The sequence below is a fragment of the Microcoleus sp. Pol14D4 genome (assembly GCF_036701245.1).
Classification (GTDB): Bacteria; Cyanobacteriota; Cyanobacteriia; order Cyanobacteriales; family Microcoleaceae; genus Microcoleus.
This window is the reverse complement of sequence record NZ_JAUBQM010000070.1, coordinates 1-20,039: the sequence shown is the minus strand read 5'-3', so window position 1 is coordinate 20,039 and position 20,039 is coordinate 1. Positions and strand designations below refer to the sequence as shown.

At 46.7% G+C, this 20,039-nt stretch carries 16 protein-coding genes and 1 tRNA gene; 11 read left to right on the top strand and 6 right to left on the bottom strand.

Annotation, left to right across the window (positions count from 1 at the left end):
* Positions 1-521: 521 nt before the first annotated feature.
* Both QUA33_RS21330 and QUA33_RS21325 read left to right on the top strand, forming a co-directional pair.
* Positions 522-4,028, top strand: coding sequence for a PAS domain S-box protein (locus QUA33_RS21330; protein WP_333150954.1), 3,507 nt, complete (start codon positions 522-524; stop codon positions 4,026-4,028).
* A 182-nt stretch (positions 4,029-4,210) separates the two neighbouring features.
* The gene (locus tag QUA33_RS21325; RefSeq protein WP_333150952.1) at positions 4,211-5,482 is read left to right on the top strand and encodes an FAD-dependent hydroxylase; all 1,272 of its coding nucleotides are present in this window, start codon (positions 4,211-4,213) and stop codon (positions 5,480-5,482) included.
* Between the two features lie 163 nt (positions 5,483-5,645).
* Here the strand turns inward: QUA33_RS21325 and QUA33_RS21320 are convergent, their stop codons facing one another.
* Positions 5,646-5,993, bottom strand: a complete 348-nt coding sequence (locus QUA33_RS21320) for a hypothetical protein (RefSeq protein WP_333150951.1) — start codon at positions 5,991-5,993, stop codon at positions 5,646-5,648.
* Positions 5,994-6,224: 231 nt separating this feature from the next.
* On the opposite strand from QUA33_RS21320, the gene QUA33_RS21315 reads away from it, so the two are divergent.
* Positions 6,225-7,313, top strand: a complete 1,089-nt coding sequence (locus tag QUA33_RS21315; protein WP_333150949.1) for an ATP-binding protein — start codon at positions 6,225-6,227, stop codon at positions 7,311-7,313.
* Positions 7,310-10,084, top strand: coding sequence for an AAA family ATPase (locus QUA33_RS21310; RefSeq protein WP_333150947.1), 2,775 nt, complete (start codon positions 7,310-7,312; stop codon positions 10,082-10,084). The genes QUA33_RS21315 and QUA33_RS21310 overlap by 4 nt, the downstream gene beginning before the upstream one ends.
* 20 nt (positions 10,085-10,104) lie before the next feature.
* Here QUA33_RS21310 and QUA33_RS21305 read toward each other — a convergent pair whose 3' ends face one another.
* The 4 genes from QUA33_RS21305 to QUA33_RS21290 all read right to left on the bottom strand — a co-directional run bounded on the left by QUA33_RS21305 (position 10,105) and on the right by QUA33_RS21290 (position 11,435).
* The gene (locus QUA33_RS21305; RefSeq protein ID WP_333150946.1) at positions 10,105-10,461 is read right to left on the bottom strand and encodes a DUF5615 family PIN-like protein; all 357 of its coding nucleotides are present in this window, start codon (positions 10,459-10,461) and stop codon (positions 10,105-10,107) included.
* The gene (locus QUA33_RS21300; RefSeq protein WP_333150944.1) at positions 10,454-10,852 is read right to left on the bottom strand and encodes a DUF433 domain-containing protein; all 399 of its coding nucleotides are present in this window, start codon (positions 10,850-10,852) and stop codon (positions 10,454-10,456) included. The genes QUA33_RS21305 and QUA33_RS21300 overlap by 8 nt, the downstream gene beginning before the upstream one ends.
* 37 nt (positions 10,853-10,889) lie before the next feature.
* Positions 10,890-11,102 carry a helix-turn-helix domain-containing protein gene (locus tag QUA33_RS21295; protein ID WP_006634859.1) on the bottom strand — a complete coding sequence of 71 codons (213 nt, stop codon included), beginning with the start codon at positions 11,100-11,102 and terminating at the stop codon, positions 10,890-10,892.
* A gap of 249 nt (positions 11,103-11,351) precedes the next feature.
* A tRNA-Leu gene (locus QUA33_RS21290) sits at positions 11,352-11,435 on the bottom strand.
* A 228-nt stretch (positions 11,436-11,663) separates the two neighbouring features.
* Between QUA33_RS21290 and accC the strand changes: the two genes are divergently transcribed.
* Positions 11,664-13,019, top strand: coding sequence for an acetyl-CoA carboxylase biotin carboxylase subunit (accC, locus tag QUA33_RS21285; protein WP_333150941.1), 1,356 nt, complete (start codon positions 11,664-11,666; stop codon positions 13,017-13,019).
* Between the two features lie 74 nt (positions 13,020-13,093).
* On the opposite strand, the gene QUA33_RS21280 is transcribed toward accC, so the two are convergent.
* Positions 13,094-13,378 (bottom strand): YggT family protein, encoded by a 285-nt coding sequence (locus tag QUA33_RS21280; RefSeq protein ID WP_333150939.1) that lies wholly within the window; start codon positions 13,376-13,378, stop codon positions 13,094-13,096.
* Between the two features lie 126 nt (positions 13,379-13,504).
* On the opposite strand from QUA33_RS21280, the gene QUA33_RS21275 reads away from it, so the two are divergent.
* The 6 genes from QUA33_RS21275 to QUA33_RS21250 all read left to right on the top strand — a co-directional run bounded on the left by QUA33_RS21275 (position 13,505) and on the right by QUA33_RS21250 (position 19,803).
* Positions 13,505-14,692, top strand: a complete 1,188-nt coding sequence (locus tag QUA33_RS21275) for an RNA-guided endonuclease TnpB family protein (RefSeq protein ID WP_333150937.1) — start codon at positions 13,505-13,507, stop codon at positions 14,690-14,692.
* Between the two features lie 121 nt (positions 14,693-14,813).
* Positions 14,814-14,933: a photosystem II reaction center X protein gene (gene psbX / locus QUA33_RS21270; protein WP_333041933.1), complete on the top strand. Its 120-nt coding sequence runs from the start codon at positions 14,814-14,816 to the stop codon at positions 14,931-14,933.
* Between the two features lie 280 nt (positions 14,934-15,213).
* Positions 15,214-16,026, top strand: a complete 813-nt coding sequence (locus tag QUA33_RS21265) for a Ycf66 family protein (RefSeq protein WP_333150935.1) — start codon at positions 15,214-15,216, stop codon at positions 16,024-16,026.
* A 269-nt stretch (positions 16,027-16,295) separates the two neighbouring features.
* Positions 16,296-17,420 (top strand): redoxin domain-containing protein, encoded by a 1,125-nt coding sequence (locus QUA33_RS21260; RefSeq protein ID WP_333150933.1) that lies wholly within the window; start codon positions 16,296-16,298, stop codon positions 17,418-17,420.
* Positions 17,421-17,529: 109 nt separating this feature from the next.
* Positions 17,530-18,978 (top strand): trypsin-like peptidase domain-containing protein, encoded by a 1,449-nt coding sequence (locus QUA33_RS21255; protein WP_333150930.1) that lies wholly within the window; start codon positions 17,530-17,532, stop codon positions 18,976-18,978.
* A gap of 204 nt (positions 18,979-19,182) precedes the next feature.
* Positions 19,183-19,803, top strand: coding sequence for a pre-peptidase C-terminal domain-containing protein (locus tag QUA33_RS21250; protein ID WP_333150928.1), 621 nt, complete (start codon positions 19,183-19,185; stop codon positions 19,801-19,803).
* The last annotated feature ends 236 nt before the right edge of the window (positions 19,804-20,039 follow it).

The following is a 20,039-nucleotide window of genomic DNA, read 5'->3' as shown; positions in this document are numbered from 1 at the left end:
TGTTAACAGTTGACAGTTACCAAATCTGACTTTAATATCCCCTCTTTAGTCCCTCTCTGCTGGGACTTTGTTTTTGTAGTAGCGGTTTCAACCGCCGAGTCTTATATGTTCTGCCACATTCCCCACAGCCACAACAGCCGGTTTACAATGTGAGCGATCTTGTTGCAGAGTGATTCATCCGCTACCATTATTCCTCGATGTACTGAGTAAAAACACTCTGTCTTGCCGGTGAATCGGGGGTCAATTTCCGAGATCCAAGGGACAGGGAACAAGGAACAAGGACTTTTTTTTAAAATTTTCCACAAATAAAAATTATTGAATTCTGCCGTATGCCTTCTACATAAGAGCCTTCAACGTTCATTTGACTATCTCTCTAAAGTTAGATAAAATAATTCATATTTTATGGTTAGCCAGCTTTGAGAAAATCTTAAGCAGCTTTGTATAGCGGGCAACAATCTCACTAGAGTGTTTATTGTTACCTTAGATACGTAGAAACCCAAATAATTTGAGGGAGCGAGAAATTGGAAGTTTTTGAACGATCGCAACAACGGCAAACGCCCTCAACCCGAATGGCTGCTGTCCAGTCTTTTTCCAAAAAAGCGAGTATTGCAGTAATGGCGATCGGCTGTACAGTCCTTTTGGGTTGGATATTCGATCTGCAAATGTTAAAAAGCATTCTGCCCGGACTCGTTACCATGAAAGCCAATACTGCTGTCTGCTTTATTTTGGGGGGCTTTTGTCTATTCATCCAACAGATCCGGCGACCCAAATTAACAGCAAGAAAGTATCAAAATAAATACAAAAAATTAATTTTTATTTCCTCATTTTTAATTATATTAATTAGCATAGTAACCCTAGTTCAATATAGCTTTAATTTAGATTTAGGCATCGACCAACTATTATTTAAAGAAAGTTACACATTGACAATCACCGGAACACCAGGACGCATGGCACCGAATACTGCTGGTGCTTTTTTATTGCTGGGAACAGCGCTGCTGCTGCGGTCAGAACGTCGGCCTAAATACCTGCGGATTCAAATCTTAAGCTGTTCTGTATTTTTAATTGCATATATGGGTTTGATAGGCTACCTCTACGACAAAGCTTTATTTTACCAAATTGGCAATAATACAGGAATGGCTTTGCACACTTCCGCAGGATTTATGTTGCTGAGCTTCGGCATTTTATTTGCCAGTCCAGAGCGAGGATTGATAGCAGTAATGACGAGCGATCGCGCCGGCGGCATCATGGCGCGGCGCTTGTTACCACGGGCAATCATTATCCCGCCTTTAGTCGGTTATTTCATCATATCGGGAGAACGGTTACAAGCCTACACACCGGAGGTAGGGATATCGCTGTTAAGCGTATTGAACGTGATTATTTTTACAGTTTTGATTTGGCAGAATGCCAAAACTCTTTGCAGCGCCGACCGCAAGCGCTATCGAGCGGAACTGGGACTTAGGAAAGCGAAATCAGACTTAGAAAATCAAGTTGAGAAACGGACTATCCAACTGCAACTCGCCAACGAGCAATTGCAGGAGCAAATTTTCGACACTAAAACAACTAAACAGGCACTTCAAAAAAACTACAACCTGTTGCTTGCCGTCATCAATAGTACGCCAGCAGCCCTATTTGTCAAAGATATTCAGGGCCGTTATCTGATGCTGAATGCTGCGGGAGCCAGTATAATTGGCAAGTCTGTAGACGACATTATCGGCAGAGATGACAGCGAGTTATTTCACCCAGAAATTGCTGGTAAAATCAGAAAAACCGATCGCCAAATTATGACAACGGGAACAACACAAGCGATCGAAGAAGATCTGCCAGTCAAAGGAAATTTGCGGACATTTCTTTCTACAAAAAGTGCTTACCGGGACGGACTAGGAAATATTAGCGGTATAGTTACCATCGCGCGGGATATTACTGAAAGCAAAAAAGCCGAAATCGCTAACAGAAGTCTGGCAGCAATTCTGGAAGCAACCCCCGATTTTGTAGGTACTTACAACCTCGAAGGACGCGCCATTTACATTAACAAAGCCGGCAGAAAAATGGTGGGTATAGGCGAAAATGAAGATATATCCAAGCGAAAAGTTCTAGAATTCACCGCAGCGTCAGACTACAGCACTTTGAAACAAGCGATCGCCACCGCTGTTTCCGAGGGCTTTTGGAGCGGAGAAACGGCCTTTGTGTCAGCATCGGGACTCGAAATTCCCGTCAGTCAAGTCCTCATCTCCCACTCCTCACCGGACGACAAACTCACATACATTTCGACGATCGCCCGCGACATCAGCGATCGCAAACAAGCTGAACAAGCGCTGCAACTGTCTCAAGCTCGTTTCGCTGGCATTGTAGAAATTGCCGACGACGCGATTATTTCCGTGGATGCTGAGCAAAAAATTATCCTGTTCAACCAAGGTGCAGAAAAGATTTTTGGGTGGACGGCGGCTGAGGCGATCGGGCAATCCCTGAGTCTGCTGTTGCCCGAAGCTTTTGCCACCCCTCACAGCCACCTCGTCAGCAATTTCGGCGGCGGCGTTAAACAAGCCCGAAACATGGGCAACCGCAAAGAAATTTTCGCCCGCCGCCGAGACGGTACGCAATTTCCTGCCGAAGCTTCTATTTCCAAACTCGATGTGGCAGGCGAAATCATATTCACAGCTATTTTGCGCGACGTGACAGCCAGCCGAGAAGCCGAAGAATCTGTGCGTCTGAGTGAGGAAAGATATCGATCGCTGGCAATGGCCACCGCACAGATGGTTTGGATGACAGACGCTAACGGAATCTTCGACAGGCCTCAGCCTGATTGGATAGCTTATACGGGCCTGAGTTGGAAAGAGAAGGACAACTGGATACAAGCAGTACACCCAGAAGACCGCGATCGCACAATACAAGCTTGGATGCGGGCAATAGAAACAAAAAGTCTCTACGAAGTCGAGCACCGCTTGCGAGCCGCCGACGGCAGCTACAGACACTTCTGGGTGCGGGGCGTCCCTCTTTTGGCAGCAGACGGCAGCATTCGCGAATGGGTGGGAACTCACACCGACATTAGCGATCGAGTACAAGTTTTGGAAGCACTCAAACAGTCAGAGGGACAGTATCGATCGCAAGCAGCCGAGCTCGAAAAAGCTGTCCGCGAGTTGCACCAAGCTCAAACTCAACTAATCCAAACCGAAAAAATCTCTTCTCTCGGGCAGCTAGTCGCCGGCGTCGCCCACGAAATTAACAATCCGATTAACTTCATCTACGGCAACATCACCCACGCCAGCCAATACGCCGCAGACTTGCTCGGTTTGCTCCACCTTTACCAGGAAAAATACCCAAATCCCGTTCCGGAAATTGTAGAAGCAGCCGAAGATATTGAAGTTGATTACTTAATGGAAGACTTTACGAAGATTTTGGAATCAATGAAAGTAGGAGCCGATCGCATCCGCGACTTAGTTGTATCCTTACGCAACTTTTCCAGACTCGACGAATCGCAGATGAAGCGAGTAGACATTCATGAAGGAATCGAAAGCACTTTGCTAATTTTGCAGCACCGGATCAAAGCTAATGTACTTCGTCCCGCTATTGAGATCATCAAAGAATACGGCAATTTTCCAAAAGTCGAGTGCTATGTAGGTCAGCTCAATCAAGTATTTATGAATCTTTTAGGAAATGCGATCGACGCCCTCGAAGACTACAACAGCACTCATTATTCACAAGAAATATATTCTCGTCACAACCGAATTCGGATTAGCACCAGTGCGAATTCAGACACAGTAACAATTCGCATTGCAGATAACGGGATGGGAATCAATCAAGAAGTTATTGGCAAGTTGTTCGACCCATTTTTTACTACTAAACCCGTTGGCAAAGGCACAGGCTTGGGACTCTCAATCAGCTATCAGATTATAGTTGAAAAGCACCGAGGCAAATTGCAGTGTATTTCTGCCCCTGGCGAAGGTGCAGAATTTGTCATAGAAATTCCCATTTCGCAGAAAGTATCAGGGCTGGCTGCAGAAAACCCAAAGGAAATGGTCAGCAGTCATTAGACAGTTGGCTGTTGGCTGTTGGCTGTTGATAGCGGGAAGTTGATCGTTGATGGTTGTCATTAATCATAAATTTCTCAACGTCTCCCCATCTCCCGTCTCCCTTTCTCGATCACCATAAATCGAAATAATTCTTTACAATAAAAAAGTAACAATCCAATTAACTTTGACAAAATCCCTTGAAAATGCCTGTAAACCAACTTTTTCCAACCACAGCCTCCACGCAAACACCGACACTCGACTTTGACATAGCCATCGTCGGAGGCGGCATAGTCGGGGCCACCTTAGCCAGCGCCTTAAAAGATTCTGGATTAAAAATAGCAATAATTGAAACCCAACTCCCCGCCGCCGCCGCAGCCAAAAAACAAGCCTATGCAATCACCCTGCTATCAGGAATGATCTTAGAAGGTATCGGCGTATGGCAACAAATCTTGCCGCAAATCACCACCTTCGAGCAAATTAGCCTCTGCGACGGCGACTATCCCGGCGTCGTCGAATTCCACCGCCCGGATTTGGGAAATACTGGCAAATTGCCCGTACCAAAAGCAGCTTTAGGTTACGTCGGCGAGCACCGAGTCATGCTGTCAGCTTTGCACGAATGTTTGGCCAAAAACCCGAATTTTAGTTGGGTTTGTCCGGCGGAAGTAGTCGAGGTAAAATATTTAACCGATTGCGCCGAAATAGAAGTCAAACAACACGGCGAAACTCGCACAATTCGCACCAAATTATTAGTCGCCGCCGACGGTTCGCGATCGCGCATCCGCACCGAAGCCAACATCAGCACTCGCGGCTGGAAATACTGGCAATCCTGCGTTGCTATCACTATTAAAGCAGAAAAACCGCACAATGATATCGCTTTTGAGCGCTTTTGGCCGAGCGGCCCGATGGGAGTTTTACCATTACCGGGGAACCGCTGTCAAGTAGTTTGGACAGCACCCCACGCGGAAGCAAAAGCTTTGCAACAAATGGATGAAACAGAGTTTTTGACTTTGTTGGAACAGCGCACAGGCGGGCTTTTGGGGCGTTTGGAATTGGAGAGCGAGCGCTTTTTGTTTCCCGTGCAGTTAATGCAGAGCGATCGCTACGTTTTGCCGAGATTAGCACTAATTGGCGACGCCGCCCACTGCTGTCATCCCGTGGGCGGCCAGGGATTGAATATGGGGATTCGAGACGCAGGGGCGATCGCCCAAATCTTGCAGCAAGCGCACCAAAAAGGCGAAGATATCGGCGATTTGCGAGTATTGAAACGGTATCACAACTGGCGCAAAAAAGAGAATTTAATCGTGTTAGGATTTACCGATTTTCTAGACAGATTATTTTCTAATACTTGGCTGCCAATTGTAGCATTTCGCCGCTTTGGATTGTGGTGTTTGCGGACAATTCCCCCAGTGAGGTTTTTAGCCTTGCGCTTGATGACCGGCTTGATGGGCCGGCCGCCAGAATTAGCCAAAAATTAGAAGAAACCGGATTTTCATCTGCGTCCATCAGCGTACATCCGCCCACATCTGCGGTTCAAAATCAATAGCCGTTGTTTTTTCTCCCAAATCTTTATAGCGATCGCCCCCAAGTTTCAAGCTTGCTTCTTTCCGTGAGCAGTAATTGAGACTAATATTCAACTATTTAAGCTGAAATATGGGGTTTCCATTGGTTGCGGATAGCTTGTACTAACAGCCCTTCGCCGTTCCGCACTATTCCCCGGCGGCGATTTTCCTCAACTACAGCGATCGCATCTCGAACTACTTCAACATGGTTACTTAGAATCAAAGTCTTTAGCCAAGGATTAAGATGAAATCCCGCCATTTCCACTTCCTCCAAAATTGTATTAGACATAACTGTAAAAGTCGATGATTGAGTTTTGGGAGAATCGGGGACAGTTTCAGCTAATGCCAGCAGGCGATCTAGATGTGCTATGCCATAAGCATCAGCAAATTCTTTAGCTGTCTGGATGTACTCAATTAGTTGTGTCATGTTTATCTCCTGAGTTTTTCAAAGTTTGCGGTGGAAGGCTTACCACTAAATAACAGCTTATAAGCTACTTTCAAAAAAGTTCCAGAAAAATTTTTCCGATCTTCCAAAAATAACTGGAAAAATTTTTCCGGTTTTTCAAAATAGCGGAAAATTTTTAGAGTTACGCGCTAGTTATGCTAAACTCAACAATAGAGACCCTAAGTTATTAGAGGGGTAGGAGTAACTGGGACTGTGAACTTATGGCAAAGCTTTTTAAGATTAGAAATAGTTACTTTTTATGGCTTGAGTCGGAAAGAGACAGAGATTCTTCTGGCTAAGTTTCCCGATGAAAACACGTTCAAGAGCAATGAAGAGATGGCAGAGGGAGCGCTCAAAGACATAAATTCTGATATTCCAAGCAACCTTGAGACTGTTGAACGGCAAATACGGAAGATATACAACAAGCGTTGCTGTCCAAAAGAAAACCGGGAAGGTTTTTTGGGTCATAAATACATGAGGAGTGAGGAGAAAGATGCTGAATTTCTAGATTGGCTGAAACCGCAGTATGAAAAATGGCGCTCAAGTCAAGGGAGTGCATTCAGTACAGGCGATCGCACCCCTGTTATTTCCTCTAACCCTTTTATTCCTCAGACTGGTAGAGTTGACGACCCGCAACTGTTTTGTGGCAGAGAGCGGGAAATTAGGGAGGTTTTCGAGGTTCTTAACAACAAAGTCAGTGTAGCTTTAATAGGAGAAGAAGGCATCGGGAAGTCTTCTCTGCTATGGGCTATTTATCAACAGGCTGAAAATTTCCTATTATCGCGACGGCAGCCAATTTACTTAGACCTCAATGGAATTCGAGATGAAGATGAATTCTATACAGCTTTTTGCGAAGAAGTTGGCATCTTTGAAAGCTCTCCAACTATGCTAAATCGTGCTTTGAAAAAGCGTAGAGTGCTGCTGGCTATAGATAATTACGGAAAGATGGCTAGGGAAGGTTTTAGCCTTGAATTGAGAGAACACTTGCGATTTTTAGCTGAGGGGTCAAACGCGTCTGTTAAAATGATAGTAGCTGCTAGCGAGCCCCTCAAGCGACTCTTTAATGACTGTCAGGATGACATAACAAATTCTCCCCCGGAGAATATTTTTCAAGACCTTTATATTAAACCTTGGAATGAAGCAACTGCCCGTGCTTTTATTCAAGCTCGTCTTGCGATGACTTCGGTGTGTTTTACTGAAGAGGAAATAAGTCAGCTAGTAAAAGAAAGTGGCGGTCATCCACGACGACTGATGAAGTTGTGCTATCAAAAATATGCGCGATATGTGGAGGATGTAAAATGAGCGATCGCAACACCGAAGTTCCCCGTTTAGACTTAGCTCCTAAATTAAAGAAACCTCTTTCATTATCAAATCCTCTGGATTACTTGCGGCTATTATACTGGGTGTTTTTCTTTCCCCAAGCCTTGCGCTGGTATGTAGATACTTTCGGGGGTGGGTATATTCCTAAAAATAAAATCAATTGGCGAAAATCATGGCAGTTGCTGGGCCAGAATCCGATCCAGCGTCAGTTGTGTTTACAAGGATTCGCATTAACAGTGATTACACTTTTGGTTTTGAGTATCATTTTTCAGAAAATAGGAATTCTACCCTATTCGTCTAGCGTGATGTTGGGCGTAGCATCGGGGGTAGGGGTTGGTTTGACATTTGGAAGCGGGTTGGGCGTAGCATTTGGCGTGGTGTCTGGTGTAGCGTGCACCGTGACGTTTAGTGTAGCATCAGGCTTAGCGTATGCTTTGGGATACATTCGCGGATACTTCTTTGCAGGCTGGGATAGTAGATTCTTACTAGGTGTCTTATTAGATATCGGAGTTGAGGTGATAGTACCGGGGGTCGAATTAGGCTTGCCATTTGGCGTGACGTTGGGCTTGTTGTTAGCGTTAGCCCTCAGCGTGGGAACCCGTGCAGCAGATGAAGAAACAGATGATGTGACAGAGAACAAGATACCTGAAGGGGCAATTTTTATAGATATATCTCCATTTTTTAAAGTAATTTTTATCAGTCTTGTATTGATTTGGTTAGCCGTAAACTTATTGATGGGCAATGTGACAGCTATTGTCGCGCGCTTATTACAGGTGGCAATCTTCTTAGCTGCCGCTGCGACAGGTTTGGTGGCTATACTCCGTCCTGAAAATTGGTGTTTGAGTCTACCGTTTGGCGTGCGATCACCCGCTCGGAAATACTGGCAGGTTCCCCATGTAACTCCTATTCCTATGCCGGGACTCTCTTCTCACTTGACAAATTGGTTGCAGCACGATTGGGAAACAGGTATTTACAATGCCAACCAGTTACTTGCTTATTCTCTCCAATTCATTCCGGTTATCCAATCAATCAACCGAGTTTTAGCACTGACACCCGAAGAGCAAGTCATCTATCGCGTGAGCCAATTAGCTGAAGATCCTCATGCTTGGCGACTGGTGTATTCGGCTTCAGCAAATCTTATTGAAACAATAAATTTGTCTAAGGATACAGAAACTCGTCTGGATACACCTGCTCGCGCTGCTGCTGCTGGTTTTTGGTACTTGTATCAAAAGAAACCAGCTCAAGCTTTTGAAGCTTTTCAAGAGGTGTTTGCTCTCCCCTATGGAAAAGAAATGTTTGCTCTGGCTGGCAACTTGAGATTACTTAACGACTCGACATCTATTCCTCTTATCGCTGAAGTCCAATTGTTTGCTGTTCCCAATGAACCTCTTCTGCGTCCATCTACCTGGCAAGCGATCGCCTCTCTGAGTCGAGTAGTTGAAGATATCAGAGTCGTTGAGCACAGCGTATCTCGTTCTGTTAGAGCAATCGCGCTCAATCGAGGATTAGGAGAACTTAAAAACCTTTTAGAAACAGCAGATACCTTGCCACAAGCAGAAAGACAGCTAATTATTAACATTGCTCGGGCTTGGAAAGAAGCTTTGTTACAGATAGCTAGTGAGCACAGACAAGATTCCATCGCTGAGCCAGTACGCAATCCCTACGTTGTTGGCGATCCAGTCCAAGGCAAACTATTTGTCGGCCGCAAAGACATCATCATACAGCTAGAGGAATTGTGGGTGGCGACAGGAAATCAACTTCAGTCCGTTGTCCTGTATGGGCATCGACGCATGGGCAAAACTTCTATTCTGCTTAATGTGGCTAATTCCCTAGGTTCACAGGTAAAAGTAGCCTATGTCAATCTATTCCGATTGGGAAACATTCGTCAAGGAGTTGCAGAGGTGCTGATGGCAATTAGCGATGAAATTTCTGATGCTGTCAACATTCCACCTCCTGCCGATGCGGATTTACTGAATCTTCCCTACCGTACTTTTGAGCGCTATTTGAAACAAGTAGAGGCAAATCTGAGTGAAACGGGTTTAATTATTGCTTTAGATGAGTTTGAGAAGATTGAAAAACTGATTGAGAAGGGAAAGATTGACAGTGACTTTATGGAGGTTCTGCGCGGGATGGTACAAATGAGTCCTAAAATAGCTTTTGCCTTGGCTGGTTTGCATACTTTAGACGAGATGACTGGGGATTACTCCCACCCTTTCTTCGCTAGCTTTATTAATATCAAGGTTAGCTTCATGGAAACAGCAGCTACCCGCCAGATTCTTGCTAATCCCCATGCAGATTTTCTTCTTGACTACGCACCAGAAGCGTTATCTGCAATCTATGCTTGGACTGCTGGACAGCCTTATTTAGTTCAGCTAGTGGGATTTCAGCTAGTTCGCCGCTACAATGACCAAGTTTTTGAGAATGGAAATTCTCGCGATCCGGTCTTTACAGTAGAAGATGTGAGGGCTGTCATTAATGACCCTGAATTCTTTCAGCGGGGAGGCTACTACTTCGATGGCGTTTGGGATCAGGCGACGCGGGGTTCTCCCGGACAGCAAGAGGTATTAAGAGCGATCGCACCTCACCGAGAAGGACTCGATATCAACACGCTAGCTGAAATTACTGGCATGAACGAGACAAATTTACAGCCAGCACTTAACTCTTTGATACGTCACGATGTAGTTTTGGAAATTGATGGCAAGTGGCGCATTATTGTCGAACTATTTCGCGTTTGGGTGGATAAATGTATATAGTGTGCTTGCGTAAGTCCTGATTAGGTTCGCCACTGATTAAGCCAGCGGACTTGCCCTTTCCAATCAGCAGATTGTGTTTCTGAAAGCAGGCGATCGAGCGAAGCAATTAGACTAGATAATGTCCAACTGTTTTGAGCAGCCAAAATGATGCCACCATGTTCGGGATAACGCTGAGCTAAAACCTGAAAATCCCGGATATTAAACGTAAAAATACACCGTCCTCGCGCTGTTGCTTCTAGCAATTGAGCCTCATCGCTAGCATCTAAAGCCATCCACTCACTCGGTGTCCGAGTCACATCGTGACTGCGAGATAAAAGGGCGGCTTGCAAAGCTTTAATAGAGGTATCGGCATCTAGATGCAATAGCGGTTTAGACATTAGCAGCTTCGATAATTTGCTCAGCGGCAATAGATGCGTCTATTTCTTGATGGTGAGCCGCATAAAAAGCGAGAACATCATTCACTCGATCTTCACTTAAGTCATACTCAGTGGCAATTTGGTTTGGAGAAAAACCCCATTTCTGCGCTGCGATGACTACTGTTTGCACCCGCAACCGAGTGCCGCGCAAAACGGGAACGAGTTCGCCGCTAGCGCCGCGCACATAGGTGATTTCAGGAAAAGCCGGATCGTCATACCGCTGGTTGAGGGTAGCGACTTTTTCGGCTACAGCCCAGAGGATAAACTGATCGAAGGAAATCCCTTGGAGTGTTGCCAATTTTTCAGCTTCTTGCTGTAACTGAACGGGTAAGTTTAAGGCGTAGGATGTCATCGATCTAACTTCCGTTTGCTAATATAATTTCATCGGTTCATTCTTTAACAACTTCCATCAACTCCTCAATCAAAACATCGAGGGTGCGAGCTATCTTTTGAATAGATGTGATATCAACCGTTGCTAGTCCTTCCGATCGAGCATAGTGCCTGACAGTGCTGTACGGAACCTCGGATCGATCGGCAACATCCTTTAGCGTCCATCCTTTTTCGTCAGCCAACTCTCGGATTCGGAACCTAACTAACCCCATTCTACTTGACAAACGATAAGTATCTATGTTTTTAATTCAAACACAATTGTCGATCGACAGTTAAACAGTATTTTGTATGGTGCGGATCTGTCTGAAGTTCGTGAAGCGAAGCTATCCCGTAGGGAATCGCACTTGAGGATATCTGATGAATCTGCACCCTACCTTACTCGATCGACTTTCTAGAAAAACCACTCAATACAAAACAACTGCCAACAGCAAAAACTGTCAACAGTTGTTTTATATATTCAATGCGGATGGCGAGACTCGAACTCGCAAGGACATAATGCCACACGCACCTCAAGCGTGCGCGTATACCAATTCCGCCACATCCGCTCTTTCTGGCACTCTCTGGGATTTTTGCGTTACGAGTTAAAGATTCACAGGTTGAGGTTCCTGACATTTAACTTGTGACTTGCCCTTTTAGACCGCCGATTTACAATCATAGCACCACTACCAGCAAAATGTAAAATAAATTTTTGTGAACAATTTCTGGAAAACGATTATCCAGAACATACCGAAAGGCATTATTGTACAGAATATTGAGTGAATTAAGCAGCGAAGATGGGGTTCTCGAAAATTTTAATCGCTAATCGGGGAGAAATAGCTCTCCGCATATTGCGGACCTGCGAGGAAATGGGGATTGCCACGGTCGCCGTACACTCCACCGTAGATAAACACGCCTTGCACGTCCAGTTGGCAGACGAAGCCGTTTGCATCGGCCCCCCCACCAGCAGCAAAAGCTATTTAAACATCCCCAACATCATCGCGGCTGCCCTGACGCGCAACGCAGCAGCCATTCACCCCGGTTACGGCTTCCTCGCCGAAAACGCCCGATTTGCCGAAATCTGCGCCGACCATCAAATTACCTTCATCGGCCCTTCTCCTGCCGCCATGCGGGCGATGGGCGACAAATCCACCGCCAAAGAAACCATGCAGCGGGTGAAAGTCCCCACAGTTCCCGGTAGCGACGGATTGCTGGCGGACGATCGCGAAGCTTTGTCGATCGCCCGCGACATCGGCTATCCTGTGATGATCAAAGCCACAGCCGGCGGTGGGGGCCGGGGGATGAGGCTAGTGAGAGAACCCTCGGAACTCCCCAAACTATTCTCAGCAGCCCAAGGCGAAGCCGATGCAGCCTTCGGCAACCCCGGACTTTACCTCGAAAAATTCATCGAAAAACCCCGGCACATCGAAATCCAAATCCTCGCCGACAACTACGGTAACGTCATCCACCTCGGCGAGAGAGATTGTTCCATTCAGCGCCGACATCAGAAACTCCTCGAAGAAGCCCCCAGCCCGGCCCTCAGCCAGAAACTCCGAGATCAAATGGGTCACGCCGCCATTGCCGCCGCCAAATCCATCAACTACACGGGTGCGGGGACTGTCGAATTTCTGCTTGACAAATCGGGCAAATTCTACTTCATGGAAATGAACACCCGCATCCAAGTAGAACATCCCGTCACCGAGATGATTACAGGCCTCGACTTGATAGCCGAACAAATTCGGATCGCCCAAGGCGAAAAACTGCAAATCAAGCAAAACCAAGTAATTCTCAACGGCCACGCGATCGAGTGCCGCATCAATGCCGAAGACCCCGATCGCAATTTCCGCCCTCACCCCGGCATAATCAGCGGTTATTTGCCTCCCGGTGGCCCCGGCGTGCGGATGGACTCTCACGTTTACACCGATTACGAAATACCCGCTTACTACGATTCTTTAATCGGTAAAGTAATTGTATGGGGGCGCGATCGACCGACAGCCATCCGCAGGATGAAACGGGCATTGCGGGAGTGCGCCATCACCGGCGTTCCTACCACCCTCAGCTTCCACCAAAAAATTCTCGATTCCCCCGAGTTTCTCAGCGGCGAAGTTTACACGAATTTCGTCGAACAGTTCTTGAACCCAAACAGTCATTAGTCAGTTGGCAGTTGGCAGTTGGCAGTTGGCAGTCAACCGCCAACAGTCAACAGTCAACAATCAACCGCCAACTTCTACATCATCATTGTCAGCAGCCCTTGCTGACCGAGAATCATTTCTCGCAGCAAGCTACAGATACCCACCCAAATAATCGGCGTAATGTCCACCCCGCCGATCGGCGGTACAATCTTTCTAGTTACGGCTAAAAAAGGTTCCGTCGGCCAAGCGATCAGACTCAACGGCAACTTGCTCAGGTTCACCTCGGGATACCAAGTCAGGACGATCCGAAAAATAAACAGCAAGGTCATCATGACTAGGACAGAGCCCAGAATCCAACTTGCAACGGTAATACCAGTCATCAGAAATTTGGGTTTGAAACCCCGTCACTTCAGCTACGCTCACTGCATCGCCTTCGCTTGACGGCTTTACAAAGATTTTACATAGAGTCTAGCACAATATCACAATCGAAGTGTTAGACTGTGAGCATGACGCTCAAAGCCTTCAGCTATCGATTCTACCCAACTCCGGAACAAGAGAGTTTGTTGCGACGGACAATGGGTTGCGCTCGTTTAGTATACAACCGTGCCTTAGCCGTAAGAACCGAGGCATGGTACAAAGACCAAAAACGGGTAGGGTATGCTGAAACCTCTTCAATGCTAACCGAATGGAAGAAAACAGAAGAGTTAGATTTTCTGTCGGAAGTTAGCTGCGTACCGTTACAGCAATGCTTGCGACATTTACAAACGGCTTACACCAATTTTTTTGATGGGCGGGCGAAATATCCCAACTTCAAGAAAAAACGCAATGGTGGTAGCGCAGAGTTTACCAAATCTGCTTTCAAGTTTAAGGATGGACAAGTTTACTTAGCAAAGTGTGCCGACCCGTTGCCAATTCGTTGGAGCCGGATGCTACCTCTCGGTTGCCGACCATCAACCATTACGGTGAAGCTTTCACCATCTGGTAGGTGGTCAGTTTCCCTGTTGGTGAATGTTGAAATTGAAGCATTACCTCAGTCAGGCAGTCAAGTTGGTATTGACTTGGGCATTACAAGTTTACTCGCTTTGAGCAACGGTGAAAAGATTGCCAATCCCAAAGGATTCAAGGCAAAATATCGCAAACTTAGAAGAGCGCAGAAAGCTTTAAGCCGGAAACAGAAAGGGTCAAACAACCGTCACAAAGCACGACTCAAAGTAGCGAAAGTACATCAAGAAATTGCTGATGCAAGAAAAGATAACCTTCACAAGTTAACAACGCGGTTGGTGCGCGAAAACCAAACCATCGCCGTAGAAGAGTTAGCTGTGAAGAATATGATTAAAAATCCCAAACTTGCCGCTTCTATAAGTGATGCAAGTTGGGGGGAAGTAGTCAGACAACTTGACTACAAGTGCGATTGGTACGGTCGTACTTTAATTAAGATTGACCGATGGTTTCCGAGTTCAAAACGGTGTGGCAATTGCGGACACATCGTTGACAAGATGCCGTTGAATATCCGGGAATGGGATTGTCCTAATTGCGGGACGCACCATGACCGAGACATCAACGCGGCAAAGAATATTTTGGCGGCAGGGCTTGCCGTGTCAGTCTGTGGAGCGACCGTAAGACCCGAACAGAGTAAATCTGTTAAGGCAGGTGCGAAACCCCGTAAGGGACAGAAGCAGAAACCTAAATCGTGAGGTTTGGGAGTCCTCGCCGTTCTACGGCGGGGTGGATGTCAAAATTTTAACCGTTTGACAGGTGCGATCGAAAGTATAAAATTAATAAAAATCAAATTGTTGTAACAAAGGCTTTGAATCTATGACTCCTTCTCTCGCGAACTTTTTGTACAGCCTGCTGGTGGGCGTGACAGTGGTAGTGATTCCAGCAACGATCGCCCTGATATTCATCAGCCAAAAAGACAAAATCAAGCGCACCTAAAAAGTCCGCAGGTCTTTAAGTCCGGCGTGAAACTCAATTTTCGCCTGCACGTCGGGCATTTCCCCGATCCGAGAAACCTCGGCTGCCAGCAACTGTCAAGGCAAAACCTTCGGTTGACTGCCAAGCTGAGGTTTTTTCCCGTTAAACTCATTATTATACTCACTTCCCAAGCTGAAACCCTGACCGGACGCTGCCCCAGAAAGCACAGTCGGGCTGACAGACTTAATGATAGATGTAAAATCTAACTCGCTAACATAGGAAAGACATAGGAGATAGGCTAATGGTCAATTTAGGATTGAACTGGAGCAGCCTGTTAGGGATCATCCTAGCAGTAGCAGGGGCAGGACTGTATTTTCTGCGATCGTGGCGTCCCAAACTAGCCCGAGACCACGATATTTTTTTTGCAGCAGTCGGTCTGCTGTGCGGCGGTATTCTGTTATTTCAAGGATGGCGGCTTGACCCCATTCTGGCATTCGGTCAATTTCTGCTCACCGGTTCCGCCATATTTTTTGCAGCAGAAAGCATTAAACTGCGAGGAGCGACCACAGCCCAAGCCAAAAGTCGCGCCCAATACATAGATGAAGACCGCCCGGTCAGCAACGCCTACGGTTACGACGGCTACGATGCCGACATGGAACAGCTAGAACCAGAGGAAGACTATCCGCAGCGTCCCCGGATTAGAGGCAGCCAAGACTACCGTTCGTCCCGGGAAGCCTACGACGACGAACCCCGTCGCCGCCCCTCGAATCGCAACGGCAGCGTTAACACCTCCAGACCCGACTCGCCCGATCGATCGTCGTCTCGCAAACGTCCCTCTCGCCCAGAAGCCCCCCCTGCCCAAGAGTCTGACAACTGGGACGTTTCAGACACCCCCGAAGAAAGACCGACCCGCAGCCGCGGCAGTCGCCCCCCAGCTTCGGAAAACCGCAGTTCCGATACGCCGCCGAGAACCAAAAAACCCCGTCCTACGGAATCATCCAGGTCTCGCCCCAGCAACCGCGACGTGGAAGCACCGCCGTCAGACTACGTGGAGTATCGACCTGTAGAATACCCGGAAGACCAACCGGATAATTCCCCCAGTTTCGACAAATAGGCAAATACTAAGTAGATGGGTGAAACTAAACATTTCTCGTACCCGGCGGCAAAAAAAATAAGTTGCGTTTATTGATGCCCATCTACTTATTCTCAGATATCAAATAAAGTGATTAAAAAAACTGTAAATTGCGAGTGTGAAACCCCAGACCAACGCAAATATACACAAATAAAAGCTATTTTTTTTAATTATTTTGACATACCCAATCTGTGGAACTAATCGACAAAATAATAATCTAAATATAAAATCCCAAATCTTAAATCAGCAAAATGCCATTACTTGAAATAGGAGACCCGGCTCCCTGGTTTTCCCTTCCTTCTACAAATAATCCCTTATTCCATTTCCAGACAGTTGGGGGCCGGCGAGTCGTACTCTTTTTCTTGGCCAGCGCAGCTTTTGAACAAATCCAAGTTATCCTCAAAAGCTTTCAAGAGCTTTCAGAAGAATTCCAAATCTTGCAAGTACCGAGGTTCGGAGTGAGCGTTGACCCAGCAGACAAAGAACAAAACAGACCGACAACAATTGCTCCGTCACTCATATTTTTCTGGGACTTAGACAAAAAAGTCAGTCAGCAGTACGGTGTTTTCCGAAATGTCGAAGAAAATGGAGTTGCCGGAGTTCACTATGCACCACAAACTTTTATTCTCAACGAAAACCTTCAGGTAATTAATATTTTGCCGATGGGCGAACCGCACCAACACGCCCAGCAAGTATTAGATTTTATCAAAACTTTGCCCCCAATTGAGGAAGCCCGAACCGCCACTCGCCACGCCCCGGTGTTAGTAATTCCTAACGTTTTGGACAAACAATTTTGCCGTACTTTGATCGATATGTACAAAGCTAATGGTGGCAGTCCCTCGGGATTTATGAGGCAAATAGAGGGGAAAACCGTTGGCCTGCACGACGAGACTTTCAAGAAGCGCCGAGATTTCTTTATTCAAGATGAGGATTTCCAGCGACAATTGAATGCGATTATTCTACGCCGGGTGCGGCCGGAAGTAGAGAAAGCTTTTCAGTTTACAATTACCAGGTTTGAACGGTATTTGATAGGTTGTTACGATGCTGACAGCGGGGGTTATTTTCTGCCGCACCGCGACAACACTAGCAAAGCTACGGTGCATCGCAGGTTTGCGATGACGCTAAACTTGAATGTGGGAGAGTACACGGGGGGATTTTTAAGGTTTCCAGAGTACGCGCCCCACGGTTATAAAGGCGATTCTGGCACGGCGATTATTTTTTCGTGTTCTTTGCTGCATGAAGCGACGCCGGTGATTAGCGGCCAGCGTTTTGCTCTGCTGTCATTTTTCTACGGCGAGGAGGATGCCGAGGTGCGGAAAGCTAATTTCAAGTATCTTGCTGCTGATTCAGATTCCCGAATAGGAGAACCGGCGTGAGGAAGGTCACTACCGTGGTGCCAGTCCTAAAATAATTACAGAAGGTAGTTAGCGGTTAGCAACCAAACCTAATTCCTAGCTACCGATCGCTAAATACTAATCGATAGCCATGAATTTAAAACTTCTAAGTTTAGCAGTATCGGGAATTTTAACGGTTGGGGTAACAGCCAGCACTGCTGCGGTTGTTACGACATCCCCTGTGCGGCAATCAACAGATTTAACGGAATTCAAGTCGGTGCATTCCCAAGGTGCGATCGCCCAAACTGTCGAAGAACAAACCAATATTCGGGTCTACGAAAAGGCTAGTCCGGCGGTTGTTACAGTCGATACAGATAAATCTAACGGCAGCGGCACAATTATCAGCCCCGACGGCATGGTGTTAACTAACGCCCACGTTGTTTCGGCAGGCGGTACGGTCAATATCATTTTGTCAGACGGCAGAAAACTTGTGGCCGATGTCGTCGGATTTGGTGAAGAAGGTCTAGACTTAGCCGTGGTTAAAATTCGCGGTCAAAATAATTTGCCCACCATTCCTTTAGCCCGTCCCGGTTCGGTGAAAGTCGGGCAACAAGCATTTGCGATCGGCAATCCCTTCGGTCAATTTCAAGGTACTTTTACAGTCGGAATCGTCAGTCGCATCGACCAGCAGCGGGGCTTAATTCAAACCGACGCCGCCATCAATCCCGGCAATTCAGGAGGCCCACTGCTCAACAGTTCAGGAGAATTAATCGGCGTCAATACTTCTATTTTTACTCGCGGTCGGGGCGGAGGTAATATCGGTATCGGTTTTGCAATTTCAGCAGACAAAGTACCCGCTTTCCTGACAGCGGTACGAGAAGGGCGATCTCCCCGCGTGGCTCAAACCCGATCGCCCTTTGGCAACAAATCACCTCAAAAAGTTGCGTTAAACGGGCCCGCCCTCAGCGGCAAACTCACCAACCAGTCTAGCGTGCTGCCCGCAGACAACAGCTTTTTTGACCTCTACTCCTTTGAGGGAAAAGCGGGCCAGCAAATCACAATAGAAATGAAAAGTCAAGAAATTGACCCTTATTTAATTTTGCTCGGACCCAACCAGCGCGAAATCGCGCAAGACGATGACGGGGCAGGCAGTAAAGACGCCAGAATTACAGTCAGGCTGCCTGCAGACGGGACTTACACGTTAGTGGCAAATTCCTACGAAGCTAGGCAGTCAGGGGCTTATACGTTAGAACTAAAAGCGAGTGCTCCTACCGCGCCTTCTCGGGCGATTTTGGAAGAAGAAGGCGCTTTAGTCGCAGGCGGCCCAGTATTGCCGTCTGACAACAGTCTGTATCGCGAGTATACTTTTGAAGGTCGATCGGGTCAGTCTGTAACCATTTCCCTCGAAAGCACAGATTTTGATCCCTATGTGGCTATCTTTGGCCCTAATAGCCGATTAGTGGCAGAAAATGACGATGCGAGCGATTCGACTAAAAATGCGTTTCTAAGCGTTACTTTGCCCGCTACGGGTCGCTACCGCGTAATTGTCAATGCTTACGATGCTTCGGGCCGGGGTCGTTACACTCTAACTGTCCGGTGAAAATGGGTAATCGGGAATAGGTAATCGGGAATTGGTAATTGGGAATTGGTAATTGGGAATTGGTCGAATAATTTTTCTTCCTACTTCCTTCCATCCATTAAATCCCGTACATTGCTCGTTGCCGAACTTCCTTCTTCCATCCGTTAAATCCGTTACACTCATCCGTTGCCGAACTTCCTTCTTCGTTGCAAATCGAGGTAATTCATGCGTCAAGTTAGATTTTGGGCGATCGCGCCAATTGCTCTGGTAGCTACTTTTTCTGGTAAGCCGACTCTCTCCCTGCCAGTTTCAAATTCAGGTGGAGTTGCTAACAGTATTTCCACCGTCTTTTCAGGAGAAATTCCTCAAAATTTACCTAACGCGAAGCCGACTGACAAGGCTGTTTTAGCGCAAGCAAGCCCCAGCCCGTCACCATCACCCCAGAGTTCGCCAACTCAGAGCCCAACTGTAGAACCTCCGCCGAGTCCTGATGCGGGTTCATCTAAGGTTATTTTAGAGCAAAACGGAGAACTCAGCCCTGCTAAGTCTTCTGTACTGCCTTCCGACAGCAGTTTGTACGACGAGTATACCTTTGAAGGCACTCAGGGTCAGAAAGTGGTTGTTACCGTAGAAAGTACCGAGTTTGATACTTATCTCGCTATTTTCAACTCCCAGGGAGAGCTACTTGCAGAAAATGATGATGCCACGCAGCAAAATTCCAATTCAGAGCTTACTGTTACCTTGTCTGCGAACGGTCGCTACCGGGTTATTGTCAATGCTTACGATCCGCCTCCAAAAGGTAGAGGCAAGTACAGTTTGACCGTCCGCGAAACAACTGGAAATTAGTTTAAACGAAACTTCGGAGTCAGGGCACGGCATTGCCGTGTCCCTATAATTTTAGAACGATCGCACTTACTTGTAGTGCGATCGACTTTGGTACCTTCATGTGTTATCTGAAACTAAAAAAGTCATAATTTTGCATTTATAATTTGATAAATTGTATTTTAAATCTGGGGGGGTGACAACCCGCCCCAAACCCATAGTTAGTAAGGATTGAGCCAACTTGTGGTAAAAAAAGATAG

Coding starts and splice junctions, on each gene's coding strand:
- QUA33_RS21325 (WP_333150952.1), top strand. CDS start 4,211: ATGCCTGTAAACCAACTTTTTCCAACCACAGCCTCCACGCAAACACCG.
- QUA33_RS21320 (WP_333150951.1), bottom strand. CDS start 5,993: ATGACACAACTAATTGAGTACATCCAGACAGCTAAAGAATTTGCTGAT.
- QUA33_RS21310 (WP_333150947.1), top strand. CDS start 7,310: ATGAGCGATCGCAACACCGAAGTTCCCCGTTTAGACTTAGCTCCTAAA.
- QUA33_RS21305 (WP_333150946.1), bottom strand. CDS start 10,461: ATGTCTAAACCGCTATTGCATCTAGATGCCGATACCTCTATTAAAGCT.
- QUA33_RS21300 (WP_333150944.1), bottom strand. CDS start 10,852: ATGACATCCTACGCCTTAAACTTACCCGTTCAGTTACAGCAAGAAGCT.
- QUA33_RS21295 (WP_006634859.1), bottom strand. CDS start 11,102: ATGGGGTTAGTTAGGTTCCGAATCCGAGAGTTGGCTGACGAAAAAGGA.
- accC (WP_333150941.1), top strand. CDS start 11,664: ATGGGGTTCTCGAAAATTTTAATCGCTAATCGGGGAGAAATAGCTCTC.
- QUA33_RS21280 (WP_333150939.1), bottom strand. CDS start 13,378: ATGACTGGTATTACCGTTGCAAGTTGGATTCTGGGCTCTGTCCTAGTC.
- QUA33_RS21275 (WP_333150937.1), top strand. CDS start 13,505: ATGACGCTCAAAGCCTTCAGCTATCGATTCTACCCAACTCCGGAACAA.
- psbX (WP_333041933.1), top strand. CDS start 14,814: ATGACTCCTTCTCTCGCGAACTTTTTGTACAGCCTGCTGGTGGGCGTG.
- QUA33_RS21265 (WP_333150935.1), top strand. CDS start 15,214: ATGGTCAATTTAGGATTGAACTGGAGCAGCCTGTTAGGGATCATCCTA.
- QUA33_RS21260 (WP_333150933.1), top strand. CDS start 16,296: ATGCCATTACTTGAAATAGGAGACCCGGCTCCCTGGTTTTCCCTTCCT.
- QUA33_RS21255 (WP_333150930.1), top strand. CDS start 17,530: ATGAATTTAAAACTTCTAAGTTTAGCAGTATCGGGAATTTTAACGGTT.
- QUA33_RS21250 (WP_333150928.1), top strand. CDS start 19,183: ATGCGTCAAGTTAGATTTTGGGCGATCGCGCCAATTGCTCTGGTAGCT.